26 protein-coding genes are annotated in these 22,600 nt (G+C 46.9%); 23 read left to right on the top strand and 3 right to left on the bottom strand.

From position 1 onward, the window contains the following. From J4N43_RS24010 to J4N43_RS23945, 14 genes are all read left to right on the top strand, one after another. Nucleotides 1-762 carry a hypothetical protein gene (locus J4N43_RS24010; RefSeq protein ID WP_171343305.1) on the top strand — a complete coding sequence of 254 codons (762 nt, stop codon included), beginning with the start codon at nucleotides 1-3 and terminating at the stop codon, nucleotides 760-762. Then, nucleotides 755-1,732, top strand: a complete 978-nt coding sequence (locus J4N43_RS24005) for a hypothetical protein (RefSeq protein WP_054579151.1) — start codon at nucleotides 755-757, stop codon at nucleotides 1,730-1,732. Before J4N43_RS24010 ends, J4N43_RS24005 begins: the two co-directional genes overlap by 8 nt. Then, on the top strand, nucleotides 1,729-2,499 hold the full coding sequence (locus tag J4N43_RS24000) for a hypothetical protein (protein ID WP_252094234.1): 771 nt from the start codon (nucleotides 1,729-1,731) through the stop codon (nucleotides 2,497-2,499). Before J4N43_RS24005 ends, J4N43_RS24000 begins: the two co-directional genes overlap by 4 nt. Before the next feature lie 6 nt (nucleotides 2,500-2,505). Continuing rightward, entirely contained in the window at nucleotides 2,506-2,790 is a 285-nt protein-coding gene (locus tag J4N43_RS23995; protein WP_252094233.1) for a PAAR domain-containing protein, read from the top strand. Between the two features lie 9 nt (nucleotides 2,791-2,799). Next, nucleotides 2,800-3,555 (top strand): hypothetical protein, encoded by a 756-nt coding sequence (locus J4N43_RS23990; RefSeq protein WP_252094232.1) that lies wholly within the window; start codon nucleotides 2,800-2,802, stop codon nucleotides 3,553-3,555. A gap of 50 nt (nucleotides 3,556-3,605) precedes the next feature. Further along, nucleotides 3,606-3,941 carry a hypothetical protein gene (locus J4N43_RS23985; protein ID WP_155484617.1) on the top strand — a complete coding sequence of 112 codons (336 nt, stop codon included), beginning with the start codon at nucleotides 3,606-3,608 and terminating at the stop codon, nucleotides 3,939-3,941. Between the two features lie 237 nt (nucleotides 3,942-4,178). Beyond that, complete coding sequence (locus J4N43_RS23980; protein ID WP_104968928.1) at nucleotides 4,179-4,730, top strand: N-acetylmuramoyl-L-alanine amidase; 552 nt, start codon at nucleotides 4,179-4,181, stop codon at nucleotides 4,728-4,730. Next, nucleotides 4,730-5,080: a hypothetical protein gene (locus J4N43_RS23975; RefSeq protein WP_053307364.1), complete on the top strand. Its 351-nt coding sequence runs from the start codon at nucleotides 4,730-4,732 to the stop codon at nucleotides 5,078-5,080. The genes J4N43_RS23980 and J4N43_RS23975 overlap by 1 nt, the downstream gene beginning before the upstream one ends. Before the next feature lie 282 nt (nucleotides 5,081-5,362). After that, complete coding sequence (locus J4N43_RS23970; protein WP_252094231.1) at nucleotides 5,363-7,012, top strand: DUF8615 domain-containing protein; 1,650 nt, start codon at nucleotides 5,363-5,365, stop codon at nucleotides 7,010-7,012. 46 nt (nucleotides 7,013-7,058) lie between these two features. Next, entirely contained in the window at nucleotides 7,059-7,490 is a 432-nt protein-coding gene (locus J4N43_RS23965; RefSeq protein WP_252094230.1) for a DNA-directed RNA polymerase subunit alpha C-terminal domain-containing protein, read from the top strand. Beyond that, complete coding sequence (locus J4N43_RS23960; protein WP_252094229.1) at nucleotides 7,483-9,057, top strand: hypothetical protein; 1,575 nt, start codon at nucleotides 7,483-7,485, stop codon at nucleotides 9,055-9,057. Before J4N43_RS23965 ends, J4N43_RS23960 begins: the two co-directional genes overlap by 8 nt. Before the next feature lie 22 nt (nucleotides 9,058-9,079). Then, a complete protein-coding gene (locus tag J4N43_RS23955; protein WP_171343314.1) occupies nucleotides 9,080-9,748 on the top strand; it encodes a hypothetical protein in 669 nt (222 codons plus the stop codon). A 9-nt stretch (nucleotides 9,749-9,757) separates the two neighbouring features. Beyond that, entirely contained in the window at nucleotides 9,758-10,366 is a 609-nt protein-coding gene (locus J4N43_RS23950; protein WP_252094228.1) for a hypothetical protein, read from the top strand. Between the two features lie 13 nt (nucleotides 10,367-10,379). Continuing rightward, nucleotides 10,380-10,877 (top strand): hypothetical protein, encoded by a 498-nt coding sequence (locus J4N43_RS23945; protein ID WP_042522736.1) that lies wholly within the window; start codon nucleotides 10,380-10,382, stop codon nucleotides 10,875-10,877. A 65-nt stretch (nucleotides 10,878-10,942) separates the two neighbouring features. Here J4N43_RS23945 and J4N43_RS23940 read toward each other — a convergent pair whose 3' ends face one another. The 3 genes from J4N43_RS23940 to J4N43_RS23930 all read right to left on the bottom strand — a co-directional run bounded on the left by J4N43_RS23940 (nucleotide 10,943) and on the right by J4N43_RS23930 (nucleotide 13,149). Then, nucleotides 10,943-12,280, bottom strand: coding sequence for a Fic family protein (locus tag J4N43_RS23940; RefSeq protein ID WP_252094227.1), 1,338 nt, complete (start codon nucleotides 12,278-12,280; stop codon nucleotides 10,943-10,945). A 153-nt stretch (nucleotides 12,281-12,433) separates the two neighbouring features. After that, the gene (locus tag J4N43_RS23935) at nucleotides 12,434-12,763 is read right to left on the bottom strand and encodes a HigA family addiction module antitoxin (protein WP_252094226.1); all 330 of its coding nucleotides are present in this window, start codon (nucleotides 12,761-12,763) and stop codon (nucleotides 12,434-12,436) included. A gap of 98 nt (nucleotides 12,764-12,861) precedes the next feature. Then, nucleotides 12,862-13,149, bottom strand: a complete 288-nt coding sequence (locus J4N43_RS23930; RefSeq protein WP_252094225.1) for a type II toxin-antitoxin system RelE/ParE family toxin — start codon at nucleotides 13,147-13,149, stop codon at nucleotides 12,862-12,864. Between the two features lie 224 nt (nucleotides 13,150-13,373). Here J4N43_RS23930 and J4N43_RS23925 point away from each other — a divergent pair, with 224 nt between their 5' ends. From J4N43_RS23925 to J4N43_RS23885, 9 genes are all read left to right on the top strand, one after another. Continuing rightward, nucleotides 13,374-13,934 carry a hypothetical protein gene (locus J4N43_RS23925; RefSeq protein ID WP_252094224.1) on the top strand — a complete coding sequence of 187 codons (561 nt, stop codon included), beginning with the start codon at nucleotides 13,374-13,376 and terminating at the stop codon, nucleotides 13,932-13,934. A gap of 11 nt (nucleotides 13,935-13,945) precedes the next feature. Continuing rightward, nucleotides 13,946-14,461 (top strand): hypothetical protein, encoded by a 516-nt coding sequence (locus J4N43_RS23920; protein ID WP_252094223.1) that lies wholly within the window; start codon nucleotides 13,946-13,948, stop codon nucleotides 14,459-14,461. Continuing rightward, the gene (locus tag J4N43_RS23915; RefSeq protein ID WP_074190819.1) at nucleotides 14,461-15,273 is read left to right on the top strand and encodes a hypothetical protein; all 813 of its coding nucleotides are present in this window, start codon (nucleotides 14,461-14,463) and stop codon (nucleotides 15,271-15,273) included. The genes J4N43_RS23920 and J4N43_RS23915 overlap by 1 nt, the downstream gene beginning before the upstream one ends. 128 nt (nucleotides 15,274-15,401) lie before the next feature. Then, nucleotides 15,402-18,059 carry a hypothetical protein gene (locus tag J4N43_RS23910; protein WP_252094222.1) on the top strand — a complete coding sequence of 886 codons (2,658 nt, stop codon included), beginning with the start codon at nucleotides 15,402-15,404 and terminating at the stop codon, nucleotides 18,057-18,059. Between the two features lie 3 nt (nucleotides 18,060-18,062). Beyond that, entirely contained in the window at nucleotides 18,063-18,410 is a 348-nt protein-coding gene (locus J4N43_RS23905; RefSeq protein ID WP_033905435.1) for a hypothetical protein, read from the top strand. Further along, nucleotides 18,407-19,804, top strand: a complete 1,398-nt coding sequence (locus J4N43_RS23900) for a baseplate J/gp47 family protein (RefSeq protein WP_054579129.1) — start codon at nucleotides 18,407-18,409, stop codon at nucleotides 19,802-19,804. The genes J4N43_RS23905 and J4N43_RS23900 overlap by 4 nt, the downstream gene beginning before the upstream one ends. Before the next feature lie 115 nt (nucleotides 19,805-19,919). Further along, on the top strand, nucleotides 19,920-20,759 hold the full coding sequence (locus J4N43_RS23895) for a hypothetical protein (RefSeq protein WP_170894057.1): 840 nt from the start codon (nucleotides 19,920-19,922) through the stop codon (nucleotides 20,757-20,759). A 56-nt stretch (nucleotides 20,760-20,815) separates the two neighbouring features. Continuing rightward, on the top strand, nucleotides 20,816-21,277 hold the full coding sequence (locus tag J4N43_RS23890; RefSeq protein ID WP_054579127.1) for a hypothetical protein: 462 nt from the start codon (nucleotides 20,816-20,818) through the stop codon (nucleotides 21,275-21,277). Then, nucleotides 21,277-22,536: a hypothetical protein gene (locus tag J4N43_RS23885; protein WP_017634048.1), complete on the top strand. Its 1,260-nt coding sequence runs from the start codon at nucleotides 21,277-21,279 to the stop codon at nucleotides 22,534-22,536. Before J4N43_RS23890 ends, J4N43_RS23885 begins: the two co-directional genes overlap by 1 nt. The last annotated feature ends 64 nt before the right edge of the window (nucleotides 22,537-22,600 follow it).

The following is a 22,600-nucleotide window of genomic DNA, read 5'->3' as shown; positions in this document are numbered from 1 at the left end:
ATGCAACTGGATGAGACGTTCTTTGAAATCCCATGCGATGTAGTGACATTCGATGGCAAGGTGGAACACACAGAGTTAACCGACATTGACCGTGCGGTGGCTGCCTTTTTCCAGAACGTGCTTGATTCTTTACTTGTGACTGACACTAAACGGCGAGAGAACAGTGAGTTTTCTCGCTTTGTTGGCCGTGATAAGTCGAGAAAGATTTATTATGGCAACTTTACCGATCCAGTGTCATTCCTATCTAAGTTAACAGCCAAATTAGGCGGCAAGGTGAAAGCAAACCGTAATGAGCTTTTGCCTGTTTGCTATATCACGCGCGATCCGGTGATTGGGTTTGTTGATGGCGCGGAGTACGTCGATATTGCTGACTATGGCGAACTGGCCAATGAACAAGGCCAGCCTTATGCCGTGATTAATAAGTCCTTTGTCGCGCTTACCTACCGCATTAATGCCCTAGCTTGGAACCAGTCTACCCTTAGCCGCCTAGCGCTAGGTTTAATGGTTTGGCTACGTCATACCAAGGGCAAGCGTAAGCATGTATTCAGAGCGAAAACCATGCTCGCGGGTACTGAAATGGAAATCAGCATCGAGATACGTGGCCGTAAAGATGCGATGACCGAACCCGCCGAAGTAGACCATGAAAATACTCGCCTGTTTGCTTCCTCAATCTCTTTTGAAGTGATTGCAGAGGTTTATGAGGCCGAGTCGATCACTGTCCGTCAGGGCGCGATTGGTATGGGAGGCCGAGTCATTGAGTAATAAAGAATACTTTCTCGCCCAAAAAGTTGTCACCAACGAAAATGACATCCCTATCGAGCACATTCATTCGTTTACCTACATTGAGTGTGCTTCGATGGACGGCAACAAGCTAGTTATGGAAATCATGGATCAGGCTGCCGTTTATCGGGATGACTACGGGATTAAGCGCGGTTCAGAGATCGAGGTCACGATGGCCGATGTGAACGAGCGAGGCGATCAGGTTTGGATTGAAAAATTCATTGTGGCCAAGTCCACCAGCGCTGACGGTATGCTTACCGTTCAAGCATTCCAAAAGGATGCGCACCTACTTAAAGAGCCAGTCACAACGCCTCGATTCTTTGTTGAAATGCAGCCTAAAGACATTCTGGCCGAGCTGTTACCCGAGCTAAAAATCGAATGTGACAGCTTTGAGCGTGGCGCTACGTACCATTTAAATGCTGGTGGTACTAAGTCTCGCTTAATTCGAACAATGGCCAGAGATTACGGCTCAGTGGCGTTTATCTGCCGTGGTGTTATGCACTTTAAGTCGCTCAAGAACATGGATATGAGCGAGCAATTCAAGCTGGAACAGTCGAATCCAGAGGAAGCAGAGCACAGCATTGCGAACTACTCCATTATCGGAGAGGAAGCCCTGTTTGAGCGCGTTCTTAACCGTAACTATGCCTCGTGGGATACCGTCGAGGGCTTCCAAGGTGGCCAACGTTCGGGCGCTATGGTCATGGTCAGCGTTCCACAAGCCAAGGCGCTGAATAATCAACACATGGCCATCATCCCTATTTTGGATGTGGAGCTCACCGGAAATACCGCCTTTACGCCTCTTTCAGTGTGCTCAGTGTTATTCCATAAACGGCTACCCGCTACCGAGCTGGATGAGTCCATGCCAGAGAAACAAATCATGAACCGTGTCGCCCATTGCCAACGTGGGAACCGGTATCAGTGTCGTATCGAGTTGGGAGTCAGAAACCTATGATCGATTCGTCAGAGAACAGAACACGCACCAACGTCACTAACCGCTTGTTTGGTAGCTATCAGGCCGAAGTAGTAAATACCGTCCATCCGAAAGACTTGTACATGGTATCCGTTCGCTTGCTTGGCTATTGGGATGCAATCCCCGATCAGGATTTACCTTTTGCCGAGTTTCTACTGCCATTGGGCGCAAAACCGAGTGGTGGCCATGCAGTGCCGGTGGAAAAAGGGGATCTGGTTTGGGTGGATTTTCCTCGTAATGGCGATACCCGCTATCCCCGAATTACCGGAGCGCTTTACTACGCGCCTAACTATGAGTCGTACCTACCAAGCGAGGTGAACGGCGAAGCCTATCAGCCTAAACGAGCCGATGGAGAACCCGAGCCACCAGCCTATGACCGCAAAGATGCGCTCTTTGTGCGATTTGGCTTGCGCGAGCTCATCACTCATCAAGGCAGCTACTCAGTAACGCATACCCAAAGCGGTACGGCCATTGAAATTACGCCCAATGGCCAATGTGTTATTCACGTCGAGGGCAATGCTTTTCGCAGCTCAACAGGGAACACATTGGAGCAAGTCGGAGGCGCACTAACTATCAAAGTGAAAGGCGATGCAAACATCGAAGCGGGTGGTAATGCAACCGTGAAAGCCTCCGGTAAAGCCAACCTAGAGGGCAATGAAGTAACCATTAAAGCGAGTGGTAACGTCAATATCGATGCTGGTGGCCAGTTCGCTGTTAAGGCTGCCGCAGCACCATTTACATTAGGGTAATACGCTATGCCAGCCGTAGGAATTGTAGGGAGTGTGGATAGTGGTCATGGTGGCTTTAGCCCAGGTGTTTTTTTTACTAGCCAACCACTATTAACCGTGAATGGAATCAATGTATTAGGTACAGGTGATATATCCGTCATGCACGTAAAACCAGATAACCCGCCGCACGTAGGCGCTATTACTGGTAGTTCAAAACTTACTGTTAATGGCGTTCCGGTCGCTGTGGTAGGCGATGCCCTTGGGTGTGGCGCTACGCTAGTGAACGGCAACGACTTGATGACGATTGATTGAGGCAATTTGATGTTAGACACACAAGAACAAATCGAACAGTTTCGCCAGTTTTTAGACGTGGGCGGCCTTCAGGAAGCGGAGAACCTTACCCGAGGCAAATCCCTTAAGGTGAAGTGTGAAAGCTTGTCAGGAAAACTATCAGGATGTGTGAGCGAGGATATTGAGGACTACCAAGGCGCATCGCAGTTAGTGGCAACGCTTAAGGGTTTGAATAGCTCAGTGAGCGCAACGGTGGCCACGTTAACGCAATGGAATGAGCACCTAGTGTTGATCACCGACCCAACCGACCTCGAACAAGTGTCTATTGGTGTGAACATCAAACACAAGGTAGATGGAACCGAGGACAACGTACCCGCTCCGAGTATCTTGCCAATTACCAGCAAGGAAGAACTGAAAGCTCTTGAGGCTGTGATCAATGGTCTTTCCGGCCATGTGGATGCAGCCGTATCTCTTATGGCGCAAATCAATACTGCATTAACACCACCAACAAGCGGCAGTGAGTCAGATAACGGTGCAACCTTACCGCCACCAGACTTGCCGCCGGAACTAGAAAGCCAAGCGAATGCGCTAAACGAGATCATGGCTCCCCTTGCTGGTGGCGTGACCAGCTCAAGCACGGTGATTGACGCAATGATCATTGCGTCGAAAGAGGAACGCACCTTAGCGTTAGGCTACTTCACTAAGGCGATTTCATTTACCATTTGTAGCAACCAGACGAATAAAACGAGCATCAAAGATGCGACAGTAGAGGCATTTATCCTGTAAAATGTTTTGGTATTTTGTAAATTTCCTATTCGTACTAAATATTTAACAATATGAGCTATTCAATTAACCTTAATGCATACGAGTTATGCGGATTATTGTCGCTTCTTATCGTACTGACGATTAACTTAGTTAAAGTCCGTAACGAGCTTAAAGCGACCAAGGCGCGCCTATCCTTTGTGGTACGCAAAAGCCTTAGCGTCGATGGCGAGTACATGTACGATGGATGCCGAATGAACGTGATATTTGATGCGGTACGATACAGCGGAAATCAGTTTTACTTGATGCGTAAAGATCAGGTGATGGCCAGCTTCCACGTAGAACCCTATCGAGTTAATCCTGTTCTTGATTACTTCAAATCAAACAAGATAGACCCCGTTCAAAACTGACCATAATCCAAGCAAAGCCAGCGTTCGCGCTGGTTTTTTTCTGAATTGCAGGCAAAAAAAGCCGCGAGGTAAGTGTTCGCGGCGCAAGAAGCTATTACAAAGGTTAAAAATGAAGTTTCAACGTTAGTTGACACCAGTCGATTGGGATGCCGATCTGGTAAAGCAAATATATTTCCTATTCCGAATATAGTCAATACATAAGTGCATATTAGCAAGCTAAGTTTGGGGATTTATAAAATGAAAAAAGTCTGTATTGTTGTTGGCCATAGTTGTAAAGATGGCGGCGCTTACAATGAAACATTCGGAATGAATGAGTATGGCTATAATCATCCCCTAGCCAGCTTATTGGCCGCCGAGCTACATAAGCGAGACATTCTTCCAGTGATCATGTATCGAGACACCTACTCACGGATGATCGGTGATGTGAACGAATCGGGTGCTGACTATGCTATCGAGTTACATTGTAACAGCGTGGCCAATAAGTCAGTTCAAGGTTCAGAGACATTGCATTGGCATAAGTCGGACAAGAGTCAAGCACTTGCTCAGCGCCTACAAAAAGCGGTGGCTGGACTTATCGGACAGCATGATCGTGGCCTTAAGCCTATCTCGAACACTGGTACTGATACTCGCGGTTGGCGTTTCTTGATGAAAACCAAAATGCCAGCCGTGATTTTGGAGCCGTTCTTTTTGTCTAACGACGAGTCGTTACAAAAGGGATTGGAACTGCGCGAAAAGCTAGCCGTAGCGCTGGCAGAAGCGTTCGCAGAACACATTAAAGAGAGCAACTAATGATGGGACTAGCAAAAGTGTTTACAAGTAGTCTATTTAAGAGCGCCACAAGCGAGAAAGTAGGTGGCATTATCCACGAACTGACCGAGTTTGGTGATCGTGTGTTTACCAGTGACGAAGAACGCAAAGAGTTTGCCTACAAACTGGCAGAGCTTGAAGCGGCCAGCTCTAACACATTGGTACGTACTGGACGCGCCGCTATGATGTGGAGCATCGCGCTGGTGGTCGTTTATCAACTCATTGTTCGTGACTTTTTGGCCGTTTTCTATGGTGTTGAGCTTCCAAGCTTAGAGACTGACACACAAGAGCTACTAAGCAACGTGTTTAGCTTTTTGGCAGGAACCCTATAACAACTGAAAATTTTTTAAATTTTTTTTAGATGCCCTTTCCTATCCCCTTGTCTCTCAACAAAAACACACGATCAACGACATAGAAATCCCCTGTCGTTACCATTCCCACAAAAGCGCACAAAAAGAAATAGATTCATTACATAACAATAAGTTAAACTAACTTTTACCCCTGTTTTTTTCGCAATAAATCTTAATTACTATCCGAAATTGAGCGAATTTTTACCGCTTTTCTGCGGCTTAACGATTCCGAACACACTCAACTAATAGCTAAGGTTTATTTACATGGCAGATAAACGTTCTAACTTCAACAAACGCATTGAGTCGATTCATTTAGGCGCTCAAGCAATGCACAATCTGTGTGTCGAATCCCAATTCGATTCACAAACAGGCATATTTCTAACTGACGACAATTCTCGTGGCGCGGCTATTTTGTCAGCCATTGCGAATGAGCCTATGTTCGAGTCAGTGTCTCAAGAAACAGCGGTTAGCATCGTATCAGGCATGCAGTCTGCGGTGCGTGAATACGAAAATACTTACGGCCACCTACCTAGCGATGAGCTAATGGCATCAGCTCACGCAACTATGCGTAACATGATGATGCTAGAGGGTGCTAAGCGTGATGGCTCAACAGGCGCAATGATGCTTGAGTCTATCGGTCAATCTCTATCAACATCTGAGGGTGTTGAAATTCGTGCGAAGATGGTTGGCCTAGTGCTTCCTGTTCTTCTTGAGACAGCAACACTTGACGCTGTAACCATGATCCCAGCGGGTGCGAACGAAGTTGAGATCTTCAAAGTTTACCGCCGCACTGGCTCAAACTTTGGTGACTTCGCAGCGGGTACTGAAATCGACCAAGCAACGGTTGGCCAATACTCGTCTATGCGTCAGCGCTACAAGTTTGTCTCTGAACAGCAACCAGACGGCACTAAGACAACTCACGTCTTTGACTCTAAGACTGACCTACAACACACCAAGTTTGAAATCCCATTCACGAAGACATCTGTTTCCCTATTTATTAACCATAAACGTGTGGCTCGCGACCTAGACAGCAACGGTAGTCAAATAATGACAGGTACTCACAATGGTATGGTTATTAACTGTCAGATAGACCATGCAAAAGGCAAAGTTACCGTCACTCCAACATCAGCCCTACCAGCAGGAACGGTTCTGCACATCGAGTTCGAAGTAGACATTGAAAGACGCCCTGACCTTATCCCAACGATCGACCATGATATGGACTCTCGTATACTGCGCCCACGTCAAAACGCAATCGCAGCAGACGCGACTATTCAAGCGATGTTCACAATGCAACGCGAGTTTGGCCAAGATCTGAAATCTCTACAGATGAGCCACATGCGCAACACATTGGCATCGGAAAAAGCGACTCGCCACCTAGTAGATATGGACTTTGCTTGTACGCGCGAAGAAACATTCAATATCTACGTAGCGGCTGGTGAAGATTGGCGTCTACATCGTGAACGTCTAAACGAAGTTCTTCTAAACGTTTCTACGAAGATCCTACAAGCGACTCGCACAACTGGCATGACAGGTATCTTTGCTGGTACTGGCGCGTCAACAATCCTTAAGTCTCTTGGTGCTCCATATTTCGTAGCTCCGGCTAACTACCAACAAAAAAACGCTATCCACTACGCAGGTAAGTTGTTCGGCATGTGGAAAGTGTTCGAGTGTCCGGTAGTGATCGGTACGAACGACATGCTCTGTTACGGTCGCGGTTCTTCTCACTCAGAAGCGGGCTACGTAGCAGGTGATGCAATCGCAGCAACCATGTACACGCATCCAATCGGTAAAGGTCTAGTAGCGTCTAACACGCTATACGAACTGGCCTACGGCGAGATCCATCCATTCGACGGTGAGAACTACTTCTACCGTGTGAAACTTATCGACGAAGCTCCTGTAGCAGCAGCGGCGTAAGGCAAGTAAGCGGCAGTCTTACGGGCTGCCGCTCTTGGGGAATCCGATGAAAGAAACGATCGTTTTAGTCACCAACCTCACACCAAAGGAAATTACGGTACAGGGTCGCGTCATGCCACCACTGGCTAAAGATTTCCCTCTCTCAGTTTTCAACGTGAACCGCTTCAAACACGAAGTGGAAGCGGCCTATCCAAACGGCCTTGTTTCGGTTCGTCTTGAGCCAACGGTTTTACCAGAAGTTCAAAAACAACCAGACACAGCCACCAGCAACAAAGGCACAGCGCTATCAGCACTTGAGCTAAGCGCGAGCGTTGAAAAAGCACTGACTAACCACGGTGTAGCAACGGTTGAGCAACTAACCGAAATGACGAAAGAAAACGTGATTGCGGTGAAAGGTATTGCTCAAGCGGGTTTACAAGAAATTGTCAGCCAGCTTGCAGCACAGAATCTAACGCTGAAAGAGACAGAGAATGAGTAAGATTGAATTTTCAATGGATAACGTCTCACAAGTTGCGGTTGCGCCAATTAACGCTGACTCGACAACTAAGCAAGGCACTGGCTCTAACCAGCTAGTGTTTGGCGGTGTGATTGTGTCTCAAAAGGGTAAGCCGTTCGAAGTTATTCCGGTAACGGCGGCTAACTTTCTAGACAAACTAGGCAAGCCTTACCACTCAAGCCTTGGCAAATTAGCTGACGGCATGCGCGTTCTTGATGAAGCATTGCGCGGCGGTAATGGCTACGTGGTTCGTGTCGTACCAAAAACGGCAACCTATCCAGCTATCAAGCTAACTAAACCAGCAGACGAAGTAACGATCACAAATGAAGCGATCAACTACTCGGCTGACCTGTCACTTGAAGATGGCGAATTTTTAGCGATCGCTATTAAAGACGGTGCTCAATCCGATAACCGCTCTATCACGCTTGCGAAAGCAGACGAAGCGACTTATGGCACTGGCATGTTCACTCTTACCCTAGAGGAAGAACAGGCTGCCGGTGGCTCTGTAGTGCTAGAAGAATGGGTTGTATCCCTAGAGCCTACAGCAGTAGACCAAATGGGTAGCGCTGCGTTTATCGAGACTATTCTTGAAGAACGTTCGCAGTACCTAACTTGTCGCATCGATGCAGAAGTAGCGAAACGCGAAGTTACTGCAATTGCGAAAACCAAATTCACTGGCGCGACCAACGGCAATATTAGCGACATTACGGCTGACGATTACCAGAAAGCAGTGAAAGCACTACGCACTACCGTTTACAGCTTTAACTACGTTTGTGGTTTGGGCTGCTACGACACTGCGGTAATCACTGACCTTGCGCAAATCTGTAAAGACAAACGCATTTCTGGCTACTTCGATGTTGATCCTCGCCTAACGCACGAAGCGGCATTGGAGTTCAAAAAAGGTCTGAACTTCAACAACCATCGCGCTTCATTCGTGCATATCCCTTACCAAGCTAAGTGTCGTTTCTACGGCAACATGGCGGTATGGGGCGGCTCGGGTATCGGCTTTGCAGCTAAAGCGCTTGGCGTTGCTAAGACCTCTCCGGTCGGCGGTTGGCACTACACGCCAGCAGGTGTTGAACGTGCTGTTATTCAGCGTACTGGCCTAAAACCAATCCAAGGTGCTGGCGAGCCTAACTACCAAGAAATGTACAAGGCACGTCTAAACAAACTAGGCACAGACGAAAACGGCAACCTGTTCATTGATGACTCTCTAACGTCATCTGCGGCTGAAAACTACCTACGTTTTGAGCAAGTCGTGTCTATTGCTGACGCTATCTCACGCGACTTCTACGCACTAGGTAATCGCCTAAAACACCAACCTGACGGTGCAACGCTTGAGGGTCTAACTGACGGTATGGCAAGCATCCTAGAGGGCTATGAAGCCGTTGGTGCGCTAGTGACACCTCGTAATCCAGATCAAGACGGCGAAAGCGCTTGGACACTGGAAATCAAGCAAGTCGAAATCGACTACTGGAAAGTCACTTGGTCGTTCTGTCCAACTGGCTCTGCGCGTCGAATCCTTGGTGAACCTGTACTAATCCGTTAATCAAAAAAAGAGCAAGAATAGAATGAAATCAATGTTTTCTGAGGGTTCTGTTCTTGCTCGCCCATTTGTGATGCCACAAGTGGCCGAGCAGGAACAAACTGAAACTGCATTTTTTGAGTCTGTAACAGAAGATCAACTTCTTGAGTCAATCAACCGCGCATCAACCATCATGGCTCGCCAAGACGCAGCAGCGGCTTGTGTTCAGTGGGTTAACGGTGGTGACAGCTCAATCGACAACCTAGACGCAATGCTATTTGGCATGGCTGGTGGCGATGACGATACCGAGCTAACAGATGGCCAAGCAGCGCTATACGAATCGCTACAGGAAGCGGCTAGTGAGTTTATTGCTCAAGTTGGCCAGCCAAAAGAGGGCGACATGCAAGAAGCACTGGAAGATCCAGAAGCAGCAGATCGCATCTTTGAATCCCTAGAGCATGGCCTAGGCAACGTGGACTCAGACGAAGCGATTGCAGAGTTCGCCGTTCGTGAATCCATGATGCTTGAAGCCCTTAAGAAAGTGATCCGTGATGGCAAGGTAACTTACATCAAAACGAATCGCCGTAAGCGCCGTATGAGTGCAGCACAAAAAGCAGCACTTAAGAAAGCGCGCGCGAAAGCTCACAGCTCATCGGCTAAAGCAGCTCGCAAAAAGGCTAACCGCATGCGCGATTCTCGCGGCATGGACAAGTAAGGGTAAGCAATGGCTGTAATTGTCGGCGTACCTAATGATGATGGCGTGTCTATCCACAATAAATGCGCCATTACACAAGTCATAGGTGGTCAAGAAATTACGGTCATTGGTTACATGACTGATGAGTGTCAGCTTGCCTTTAGAGCGATATGGGAAGCGCCGTTTGAGGGCGATTCCGTGGGTAACATCAATGCCCTAGATAAAACGTCCTCAGTCGCGCAAACCGTGTCGGATAAGACGAGTAAAACACTATGGAACAGTCAGCAAGTTTGGCAAGGAAACGAACCGCCAGAAATCACAGCAACGCTGAAATTTGTCGCGTTCACCAATGCCAAATCAGAGGTTAATGATCCCATTAAATACCTGGCTCAGATGATAAGTCCCGAGCTGAAAAATACTGTTCCAGTCAGTTCCGATGGCCTTGGTGGCCGTGTTCCAAATGATGCGCGATTCAAGATTGGCAAAGCGCTCAATCTACCCATGCGTATTAGCGAGGTGAGTTATGACATTAACGCACCTAAGACGCGAGACGGGAATTTCGCTTACAACACGGTAACTATTACCGCCGCTCCTAAGCAAATGATTAATCAGTCACAGATTCCGAACCATTTCCAATAGAATAGGTGTAATTATGGCCGGAGCATTTAACGCAAAAGGCGATATGAATTTCTTAAAACAGAAATTCACTAAGAACGTCCAAGCTGGCGAAAAGATGATGGGTACAGAGTTCGAGATGAAAATCGAAGAATACCCTAATCTTAGCGTTTTGGTGCGTTCTACTCAGTTTCCAGCAATGGGTCGTGCAGACGTAGAAGATTTTGGCCAAATGGGCTTGGGCTACATCCAAAATGGTGCGCTTGAGAACAAAGGCGAAATCGCGGTGACGTGCGTAGAAACGATCACAGGTACAGTGCTAGAAATGCTACGTGAGATCGTTCGTGAAAAGAAAATGGTCACTGTCGTTATCGAGTCTACGCCTGAATCAACTAAGGGTAAGGGTGCAACCTCGCATCGATTCCGTTTGGAGCACGTAAAAGTACGTTCAGACGTGATCGACCTATCGACAGAAGATTCAGCAGCACTTGTTAAGCCAGCTATCACACTGCAATACAACTGGGTAGATTTCTAATCGCCAACCAGTCCTATTCTATTCCCTACAAAAAGGCCGCCAGTTTGGCGGCCTTTTTAAATCAGTTAGACGTCTTTAATCCGTAGTTTGTCTTTTAAATCAGCTGGCGCAATATAACCATTCTCCTTGCCATCCTTGTACTTAACTAACAAGCCCATATCCACCAGCTTATCGAGGTACTTACGCGCCGATGTGTGGGAAACACTAAAGTCAGACTGAATCTCTTTAACCCAAAAAGTGCGTCCCGGATTCTGCAATGCCTTTCTTAGAATCGTAATGTGCTGTAGTTGTAATCCTTTTTTCAATGGGGAGCGATCTAATAACTCTAATGCTTCTCTTGTTTCGTCCAGCTTACCTGTAATGTATCGCCCAAATCGTTCCATAGCTAACAGAATTACTGTTAGCTGGTAATCAACAAAATGAGTTAAATCATTTTCATCAGTTTCGGTACAAATATAGCTCTTAACATACTTCTTAGGCGCATTCTTAAGCAGTGCAGAGATAGAAATATACTTAAAGTTCTCATAGCCATGTTTAAGCATAAACCAGTAGAACAACGCCCTTGCTGTACGCCCATTGCCATCCATAAATGGATGAATGTATCCGATCATAAAATGTAGAATGCAAGCCTTAACAATCGGGTTAACAAACTCCGCACCAGTGCTATGGTCTTTATTGGCAAAGTTACACAATTCATTTATGAGCATCATAACTTTCGTTGGTGCTGGAGCTTCATGAATAATCTCGTTCGTAGCCACATTTCTAACCAACACATCATCATTTCTGAATTGGCCAGCTATATGGTCGTTTTCCAGCACTCCATCTGTAGCAACTCGGTTAAATTCCATGATCATTTCTGGCGTTAATTCTGCATCTTTAAAGTCATCTGCCATTTCAATTAATCGCCAATTGTTAACGATCATCCTTTCAGACATATCTCTTGGTTCACGTTGGGTTTCGAGCATTTCCTTGGCAACTTTACGTGTTGTTGCTGCTCCTTCCAATTGAGCGCTGCTAATGGCTTCTTCCATAATCACACCTTTAGCTAGATGCACTTTACGTTCACGCTCACTAAGATGTAAGTGCTCAAATGTAACCTCTTTACCAATTCTATATAGCTTTGCATCCAAAGAGGTACTGCTAATGCAAAATGGAACGTTTTTCTCGTCAGCAAGAGGAATATACGAAAGAGCGCGCTTAAGTTTCAAAGCATGCCAAGCAAAAATCTTATCGCTACCTTGAAACTCTTTTGAACGAAATTGGAAGTCATGCCAGTGTAAGTAGTTTCCTTTACTATCAAACCCATGAACCTGTGGATTTACAAGGTGATAGATAGAAAAAACCTCGCTCATGTCATTTGGTTTTTTGGGTGGGAGACTTATTCCCTCGATCTTCTTAACCATGTCGTGAAACTTTTTAAAAATGTTTAATGAGTAGCAGTATTACACATGATAACGAGTAGTCAATCTATAATTAATTCTAGAAATTCCTAATTACTCGCGCGCACAAAAAAACCGCCGTAACTGGCGGTTTTAACATATAAGTTCTAGCTCACATCATGCCATTGCGAAATCTGACATAGAGCTATCAAACTTTACCAAAGGCTTAACACTTAGTTTGGTATCTTCAAAGCTGTTGTTACTTTCCCACACATCAACTGCGTGTTGAATGTTCAACCAAAACTCAGGTGTATTTCCAAGCGCTACGGCTAATTTGGTTGCTAATTCCGATGTTAATGTGGTTTTGCCATTTATAATATTGCTAATGGTGTTACGGTGAACGCCCATAGCTTCGGCTAATGTAGAATTTGTTATGGACAGCGGCTCAAGAAACTCAACTTTTAGCATTTCGCCGACTGTTACTGGCTTACGCTTTGTGCGTCTCATGCGGTGTCTCCTATACATAATATAGTCATAGATTACTGACCTGTAGGTCAATATCTAATCCAAGTAAGCCAGCCTTTAGGCTGGCAGTAGTCTACCTATTAAGCTCGATAAGTGTGCGGGTCTAAATAGGTATCAGTAACCTCTCCATTGTCAAACTTAAAGACGAGACGATACTGTTTATTAACTCTGATACTGCAATATCCACTAAGCTTGCCGCTTAGTCGTTCAAATCTGTTATTTGGTGGTGCCAGCAAATCCCTAAAGTCTGTTGCTGCATCAAGCATTTCTAGCTTTCTGTACAGTACGTCTTCTAAATTGCTAGGGATCTTTTTATGCGAAATATCATCTACATAAAAATCTTCTAAATATTGAGTTTTGAATTCCATATGAGGAATCCTCCATAATATAAGATATCAATTTTATAGTTTTCATTGTCTGACTCCTTGTATCGTTGCCAAATAATAATTGCACAACGTCATTGTGCATGCAAGAACTTTTTGCACAACATCATTGTGCAGAATCTTTATCTGTCGCTTACCCTATTGGTTTGAGTTAATATTCACCAAGCCTATCCCCTATCTCAAAATGCGCCGCCACTACCGGAGCGGCCATGACACCGATTGAACTACTCGATGACGTGAAAGCGAGATTCCCTATCTTGCTACACGACGACGAAAAGGCGCTGTTAAGCCTATTGCGTAAAGCGCTGGCCAAGTACCAAGAGATTGCCGGATTTACCACTAAAATCCGCATCCACCAAAGCGACTTAGCCGATAACAATCAGTTTGAATTACCGTCCGACTTTGCTGCAAGGCTGGTGGTCAAAGATGACCGTGGCCGTTATGTGCGTAGCGAGGTTTGGGGCAACGTTCTTGAACTGAAATTAACGGGCGCAGAAACATTCCCACTGACATTGATGTACATGCAAAACGTACTCAATGAGCCGTTTGATTCGTTCCAGCTTCCAACGCCGTGCATTAGCTTACTTGGCGACTATCTGGAATTGCTGATCACTATCCCGAACGCAGAGCGTCAACGCCGTATTGCCATCGCTGGCAAGTTGGATGTGACCGATATTGCTGCCGAACCTGACCTAGCCGCACGTAAAGCCGAGATTGAAAACTCAATGCGCGCGAACCGTGCCATTGTTCCACCAGTATCGTTGCTCTAAGCGAGGCGGCCATGAATCCATACATGCAGCTCGCCAAACGCGCGACCAATAACTTTATGAATAAACCGTGGCTACAAGGCTGGCAATGGGCGGTAGAAATCGACTCGCCGGACGCGCCAACGGACTTTGATATTTATGTAAAGGATATTGATTTTGGTGCTAGCTCTATCGATGCGGATTCATTCCAAGTCGGTTCGGGCTCGATTGCGCTGCCTACGTTCAGCAGCGTAGGTGAAATTACCCTAACGGTTCGTGATGACCAAAACCTGACTGTTTCTAAATGGTTTGAAAGCCGAATAAAGAAAGTCAGAAACCAAGACGGCACACTCAACATCCCCAAAGAGTACGTGTTCAAAATCAACATATTCACGCTCAATGAGGACGGCAAAAAGTCACTCTATAAGAGCTATCAAGTCTTTCCTACCAAGATTGGCAACGTGATGTTTTCACGCGAAAACGGCAACCAGATCCAGTCATTCCCGCTCATTCTCCAAAAATTTATGTCTGTAGGTAACAAGGTACTGTAATGCACATTCCATCATTTCCACTACCAAGTAACATTTCAGAAGTGATTGAGTTTCGAGTCCCAACCGTGGAAGACGCTCTATTGTTCTGCGACCTCAACGAGTACCAAGAGGAAGCCAACACAACTCGCTATCTGAACCATATGCAAGACACCAGCAAGCGCCCTATGAGTGATAGCGGCCTATGGACTGGTGAAGATCGCCGCGCAGCATTGTGGTGGATTTTTATGTCCACCAGCGAGCTAGGCACTATTCCCTTTAGCTATGAGTGCGAGCACTGCAAAGAAACTCACTATCTCGACCTCAATATGGGCGAGCTAATGGAATCGGCCAAAGCGCTCAATGGATTGCCAAAACAAGAGATCACCTTAAGCGTGAAAGGCAAGTCATACCTAGCGAACGTGAAACCACTAACCGGTTACGAAGCTGAGCAACTTGAGAACATTCGCAATGAGCGCGACCAGTACGAACCGGACAGCGCTGAATGGAAGCAACAAGCGAATCACATGGCGCTCACTGAGCTGGCCTACTGCCTAACGTTCGAAGATCAACCCAAAGACCAAGACGATGCCCTAGTGTGGAAAATCGACCTATTGAAATCGATGTACCTAAACACGGAATTTCGTGTTGCCTTTGCCAAGGTTGAAAAGTGCCTACGCAATGCGCGTCACGGATTGCTCACCAAGTACGACGAGGGGCGTTACTACCTAGTCGCCACCATTCCGCAGTGCCAGAAAGTTATCGAGCAAGGAGGTGAAGCAACTCGAACGTTGCTCTTACCCTTTCGGAATAACGACTTCATTACAACGTTTTGATTACGTTGGTTGGAACGTACTGATTGAGAACTTAACGATCTACGGTGGCCAGCCTATCGATGCGGTATTCAAAACACCTCAAACGATGGCCATAAGCCTAGATAAAGCGCTCCAAGACAAGGTGAAAAATGGACAGAAACCAACAAGAGGTTGATCTTTCACTGGTTGTTGATGCAGTGAAGCGAGCCAGTGACAAAGAGCTGACCGTGCTATCTGAGATTAGTCGCAAACTCGATGGCAAGACTTTACCAACGAGCCAACAAAAGGCCGTCCTTGCAGTGGATACAAAGGGCATCGAAAAGGCGGTAACTAAGGGCGTTTCCAATGCCTCTCTTAACGTCTCTACCATTCCGAGCATTAATCCACAAAAAGAATTAAAACAACAATCAAGCGGCACACCTAAACCAAGTGCAACCAAGACCAAGCGTACAGGTGAAATTGAGCTGTCATTTGCGCCTAGTCAGCCAGCAGAAACACAAGCCAAGCCGGACGCCAAAGCGATCGAGCAAAGCAGCTCTGTAAGTGGCGTAAAGTCGATTGCTGACACGCTGAAAAGCGAGGACGCGCGCGAGCCAGAAAAACAAGCGCCCGTTGTCGTGAATGTAGAAGCGCCAGAATTCAATTCTGAACGTTTGGATACCTCAACCCTTGATGATGTGCCAGAGAAGTTAGAAAAGGCTGTCTCTGACGCATTGGCAGAGTTTGAGGGCTATTGGGAAGACGCTAACGGCAAACTTCGACGCTCCGATGGTCGCTATGCGAGTAAGCAAGAGCAATCGGCTTACAAGAACGCACAGCAAACCGCATTAGAGCGCCAAATTGAAAAGCAAACCGACACGGAAAAGGAAAGCCAGAACGTTTTTGCCAAGGTGGCCACCAGCCTTAAGCAACTGGCCATCAATAACGTGAAAGAGTTCCTACAGGAAGAAAACGACGCGACCGATGCGGCTGGCGCTGCGGCTGGTGGTTCGTTCTTCTACTCCGCTAAAGAGCTTTATCACTTAGGGCAAGACGCTAAAGAAGCATTGGATGATGTGACCGAAAAAGCCACCTCAACCAAGGACAAGCTAAAAGAATCGAAACTAGGCCGACTCTTTACCCGAGGCAAGCAAGCGCCAGAGGCAGACAGTCAGGCCGTCACAGCCATAGAGACAGTTAGCCATGAACAATTATCAGCGACAAAAGATTCGTTCGAGACAAGCCATTCAACGCAAATTACGCCTAGTGATCGACCTAACCGTGATGGTGCTAGGGGTAACGTGCCTGTCAATCTTGTTGGGAGTGATTCTAGCCGGATAAGCACAGCTAGTGAGATCAAAAACACCAAAGAACAGAGCTACCGAGCAAACATGCTTGAAGTGCTCCATGAATCGAGTGCTGATCGTGAACGCCAATTCGATGATGTACTAGATAAGCTCGATGATCTGATTTCGGCAACCAAAGCAGCGGGGAACGATGGCCAAGGCGGTTTATTTGACTTGGCTGGCGATATGTTTGAACGCCGCAGTGGTCGTAAAGCTGGCGGTAAGCGTGGCCGAGTTAAATCGGTAATGTCGGGGATTGGCAGTAAAGCCTCAAGCGTGGCCAGCAAAGGCGCATCGATGGCGGGTGCCGCTTTTAAGGGCATGTCTAAAGTCGGCTCCGTTGCTGGTAAGGCAATTCCTTTCCTTGCTCCGGCTTTAATGGCCTACGAAGCGTTTAGCGGATTTACAGACCAAGACAAGCAGAAAGAGACGTTCAACCTCAAAGATGGCCAAGAGGCGACAACTGGCCAGAAAAGCTCAATGGCATTGGCGAACGTGCTCGATTTGGGTGGCCTAGTCAGTGGCGGTGCTGGTTTGCTTGGTTCGGCGCTTGGGGCGTTCGGTTTTGATGGCGCTAAGGAAGCATTGACCTTTGATTCTGGCGATATGGCCAAAGGCATTTACAAGCTATTTGGCGGTGAGATTGAGGACGACAAAGAGGCTAAGGATTCTAAGGCTGAGAAAGAAGAACACCTTAAGAACGCCGAAGCCTACCACACGGCTAAAACATCCAATGATAGCCAAGCCATGCGCGAACTTGATGCGAAAAACTCAATTCAAGTGACCTCTCAAGAGGCATCGCAAAAGGCCAGCGAGCAAGGGATTAGCTACAAAGAAGCTTACTTAGCTGTAGAAAGAGAAAAACGTATTAGCCAGGACAAACGTGTACAAGTGGCTAATGAAACAGGCATGGATATGTCCGGTATGGTCGAGCATCCCGAGCTTGGCCAAGTTTACTCGCCAGATAAGAAAGCTGAACAAGTGGCCGCCGTCGATGCGGAGATCAAACGCCGTAAAGAGGCCGAGGCCGTAGCCGCACTAACCAAGGCTGCAAACAACACGCAAACCAACAGCGTGACCACAGCCAGCCATGAATCATCCATCAATACCGAGCTAAGTAACCAGAAAACGGATGATCAATCCGTGGTGAAAGTGGACACCGAAAACACCTCGAATAAGACGGTTGCGACTCAATCATCCATCCAACGCAATGAGCGAGTTAGCGAGCTGCAAGCACAGGCAGCAATGAAAGACCTCAAAGAGAGCGGCAAGCCTCAAACCGTGGAACTTAGCAAACATTCACTGGATGCCATTGGGCGCGCGGTTAGCGGCAGCGATGCAACCAAACCAACCACTATCTTTGCAGCGCCTAGCAGTAGCTCAAGCAAAGACAAGCCAGCCTCATCCACTAAGGCTAGTGGCTCTATTCCTCTCAACTTTGATGACCGTTCGTTACAGCGTCAAAGCGCTGATATGGAGTGATAAATGAGCCAAGAAATTGATTACTTACTACGGGTCGATATTGATGGTGTAAAAGTAGCCGATGAGAAACACGCGATCGTTGCGCGCGTATCTGAATGGCTCGATACACCTCAAGGCCAAGTTTGGGGCGCTCCAAAATGGGGCAACAGATTAGGGGCATACAAGCATGAACCAATAAACGAAACCACAGCAGCAGCTATCGAAAACTCAATCCTATTAACCCTCCCAATTGACGTGAAAGACGCGGTGGTTCAAGGCATTGCCGTAGAGCCAAGCGTGAACGGTATCGATGCCTACAAATTGACGATCGTTGTGAACGGTCAAACGTTGGAGAGAGGTATTACGTTTTGAGCAAGTTAGAAGAAGTCAAAAAGACCTTTAACGAGGCGATTGCTGGTTCAAGCTGGTGGTCGCGTCATATAGGTTCGCAGTTCGTTGACTACCTTTGCTTATTTGTGGCCAAGATTGTTGAACGCATGGCAGCAATCAGTAGCCGTGCATTGCAAGAATCCTACCTGACGCTAGCCACTAAACGCACCTCCATTTTGGCGGGTGCTGAAACTGAGGGCTATGTAGGGCGAAAAGCAGCGCCATCGAAAGGCTGTGCGCTAGTGACCAATACCGGAACAAAGCGCGTTACCTTGCCGAAATACAGCCAATGCGTGGCTGACAATCAATTGCGCTATACGCTAATGGAAGCCATTGATCTTATGCCGCAAGAAAGCGCCGCAGTAGAGGTGCAACAGTTCGAAGTGTCCAAGATGAACTACACGGTCGATGAGGGAAAAAACTGGTTGGCCGTGGCGTTCCCTCAAGAGCTGACTAAGCGTATTCATAACATCATCGTGCGTGTGAACGGAGAAGAATGGACGCACGTCTTTAAGTTTCGTAATACAGACGGCAAATCCAAAGCCTACATGGAGTATTACAAGCCAACCGACCAGCTAGGCGTTCGTTTTGGTAACAACAATAACGGTCGTGCGCCAGCGACAGGTGATGTAATTGAGTTTGAGCTATGGCTGACTAATGGTGTGACTACCCTACTCGATGCGCAGTATTTAGAGCTTATCGATATGGGGATTCAAAGCGCCTATAAAGACCAGCTCTCAATCAAAACTTCCACCAGCATTATCGGCGGTGCAGAGCCGGAAGACATTGAATCAATCCGAAACAACGCCCTTTACTCGCCAATCTATGACGAGCAGATAGCGTGGGACTCGGATTACATGACCTTTGTTAAGCGCAATATTTCTGGTGTTACTTGGTTGTCGATTTGGGGTGAAGCGGAGCAGGAAAAACTCACAGGAACGCCGGACGTTCGCAACATCAATACGATCTTTATTTGTGCTTACTCTGCCGATAAAACCGACGAGATTTTGAATCAGGAAATCCAAGTTCTATTCGCTGGCCGAGAGGGCTATAACGAGCGCTATAAGCTGGTGGAGCGTAAGGACGTGCCATTTACCGTGACGGTCAAAGGTAAGCTTTACCCAAGTTCAAATCCAGAATGGGCGACAAAGGTACTGGCCGATGCGTTAGATGAGAAATTTGGCAAACAGACAAGTCGCAATGAGCGCATTACCAAAAACCAAATTTGGGATGCCATCCAAGAGCTCAACGTGACTTTGGGTATTAAAGAGTTTGAGGTTGAAGTCGTTGGGATTCTTGACCGCATCCCGATTGATACTTACCACTATTTAGATGTGAATGCGTCAACCATTCAACTGAACTTCGATTACTCATAGAAGTTTTCGCACGGAGCAAGAAAGACACGGATGTTTTCGCATGCGAGAACTTTAAAACACAATATACTATATAATTTTCGCATGCGAAAACTATTACACCAATAAGGCGAAAAACATGGCATTTGGAGACTTCAGAAAATGGCTATCTGGCCAGCTAACCAAGGCGCGTCAAAAGGAAACCGCTTGGGTAGATTTAGCAAGCGCGATCGCAGAGTCAATTGAAACTCACGTAGAGTCATACATTGAAAAGCTTAAAGCGCGTTCTTCACTGTACGAAATGGACAAAGAATCGCTGCTAGAAGACATTAAAGAGCTGCGAAAAATCTTCCCACTAGGCGAAGTGGCCGATGAGGACTTGCCACACGTTGTGATGCAGCGTAAGGACGAAATTCACGTCAAAAAGACCATTTATCCACTTATCTCAACGCTCGCGCGTGAATTTAAAGGGTTACGTGTTAAGTGGGAACGAATCTACGCGCCAGTAGACCAAGAGCGATTTCCATACGGCACGTTCTTAGTTCCCGAGTCAGAGTTAGAGCTGCAAAACGGACTAAACCCGAGCGACTTTTTTCTGACTAGTCGCGGTGCTATTCGCATCCCTTTGAACGACATTGCAGGTGAGGACGGCATTACCGAGGAAGCCATTCGAGCATTCGAAGCGAAGATTAAGCGAGTGGTGCATCCTCTTATCCCATTACGAATTGTTTTAGATGGCCAATTGTATTCTATTGAATTTGAAGTCATGGATATGGTGGAAATACCTAACTATTCTGACCATGTTACGGTTGGAAAACAGACCACGACCGATATAGAATCAACACCGAGCTATAAACAGGATTTCGTTCAAACTGGAACGACGACACAGGAAGAACGCCCTGTTAGCCCTATGTATGGTACACCTAGAATGGATGCGATCCCCTTAGATGCGATCTCCATTGATAGACGGTACTATTAACCCTATTCCTATTCCCCATCCCATTAAAGCGCCACGACTTATACGAGGTCGTAAAGGTGCTTACACAAAAAGTAGTCCTATCGCAGTGTGAACTGCTTAACCGTTATTACGACGAACGCGCCTTGTCGTCGTTGCCTACCAATGGTACTGAGCCTTATTTCCAATTTGGCGATCTTGAATGGGGTTTTGACCTTATCCAAGAAATTGAGGGCAAGCCTAGCTGCATGCCTATCCCACTGGATAAGACAACCGTTGAAAACGTGTTTTACCGTTCTAAGGCGAACTACGCCTATGTGAACGGCAATATCGTAATCACGGCAAACTTGCCAGCGGGTACGCTAGCAGAAGATGAACAATACCAGTTCTCTTGCGTCGGCGTGAAAGATGCGAGCGGCGGTCTGATTCTAGTGGCTGTCACTCAACCAGTTTGGATCTACTCTGACCGTGGTCTATCGATAGAAATCGTGGTTAACACGGCTCGCACGGATAGCGCTCAATTGGCGCAGGTAGGTGCCTAATGAGTCGCCCAAACTTCGAAGAAACGATCATCATCCCGCCACTGCTAACGGACTGGCAAGCGCTACCGCTTATCACCGATACGCAGTACCTAGAACCACTGGCCAGTAACAGCCTAAACCGTAAGTTTTACGGCATCGTTCGCGCTGGTATTTTCCGTGGTTTTGAATGTGCTCCGGCTGGTGGAATGAAACTGCGTGTGAGCAGTGGTGAACAATTTGGCGTGGCGTTGGTTGAGCGCGACGACTATGTGTTAACCGTTCGACAACAACACGATGTTGATGTGGAGATTCCGGCTGGTGCCACTTCTTATGTGGTGCTCGAAGCGTTCTATAAGTTTGGCGTAAAGACAAAACAAGTCGATTTAGCGTCAGACATTGAAGCGTCCGAAATTAAGGTGCTTCCGCAGGAAGCGGTTGAAGATCATCATTTGATATTGTGTCGCGCTACCGTGCCAGATGGCGTTACCCAACTCAAAAGTGAACACCTTAACTTTGATGATCGTGAACAAGGCGGTTATGACCTACAAGGTCACGTTTCACATCCCGATCCACATAAGCAATATGCGATGCGCGCCGAAGCCAATGCGCACTACGCAGACCGTGAAAACCCGCACCATGTAACCAAAGCGCAAGTTGGCCTTAGCTTGGTAAACAACTGGGACGCAACCAGTCAGATAAACGTAGATAACGATCAGCTTTATGCCACTGCGAGAGCCATCAAGTTGGTTCACGACAAAGCTGCTGCTGCATACAACAAGTCGGTTGAACATTGGCCGTACATTGCGTCTGGTGGCGAAACAAAAATCGCATTGCCTTACGAAGTGCCGGAAGTAGATTCATTGTCTATCCAAGGTATCGTGCAGACCAAAGACAGTGCTTGGCAATTCTTGAAAGACACTAATGAGGTTGAAGTAGCCGAACCACTTGAAACGGGTGATGAAGTGGTGATTACTCTAGGTGTCCCATCTCTAAGCTCAAGCTCTATCATTGCCGAGCTTCAAGAGCATATCGATAACCTTGAAGCCATCATAAACAGCGGTATCGCTGGCGCGCCTATGGAAGTATTCCATAGCCACTTCGCTAGTACGTCGAATACTTTCACTGTTCCACCAGTCTTTGAAGAACGCGCGATTAAGCTGGTGTTCCTACAAGGTGTGCAGCAATCAAAAGATATTGCTTACACCATCTCACCGGACGGTGATGTTATCCAGTTTGTTGACGAAATTGCAGCAGGAACGGAGATCACCTTGGTCGGCTAATCAGTTTTCAAATTCCCCTAGCCCTATTCCCCATAAATGCCCTTTTTACTAACAACGAAATTGG

Source organism: Vibrio sp. SCSIO 43009, from assembly GCF_023716525.1.
GTDB classification, from domain to species: Bacteria; Pseudomonadota; Gammaproteobacteria; order Enterobacterales; family Vibrionaceae; genus Vibrio; species Vibrio alginolyticus.
This window is presented reverse-complemented; position numbering and strand designations above follow the sequence as displayed.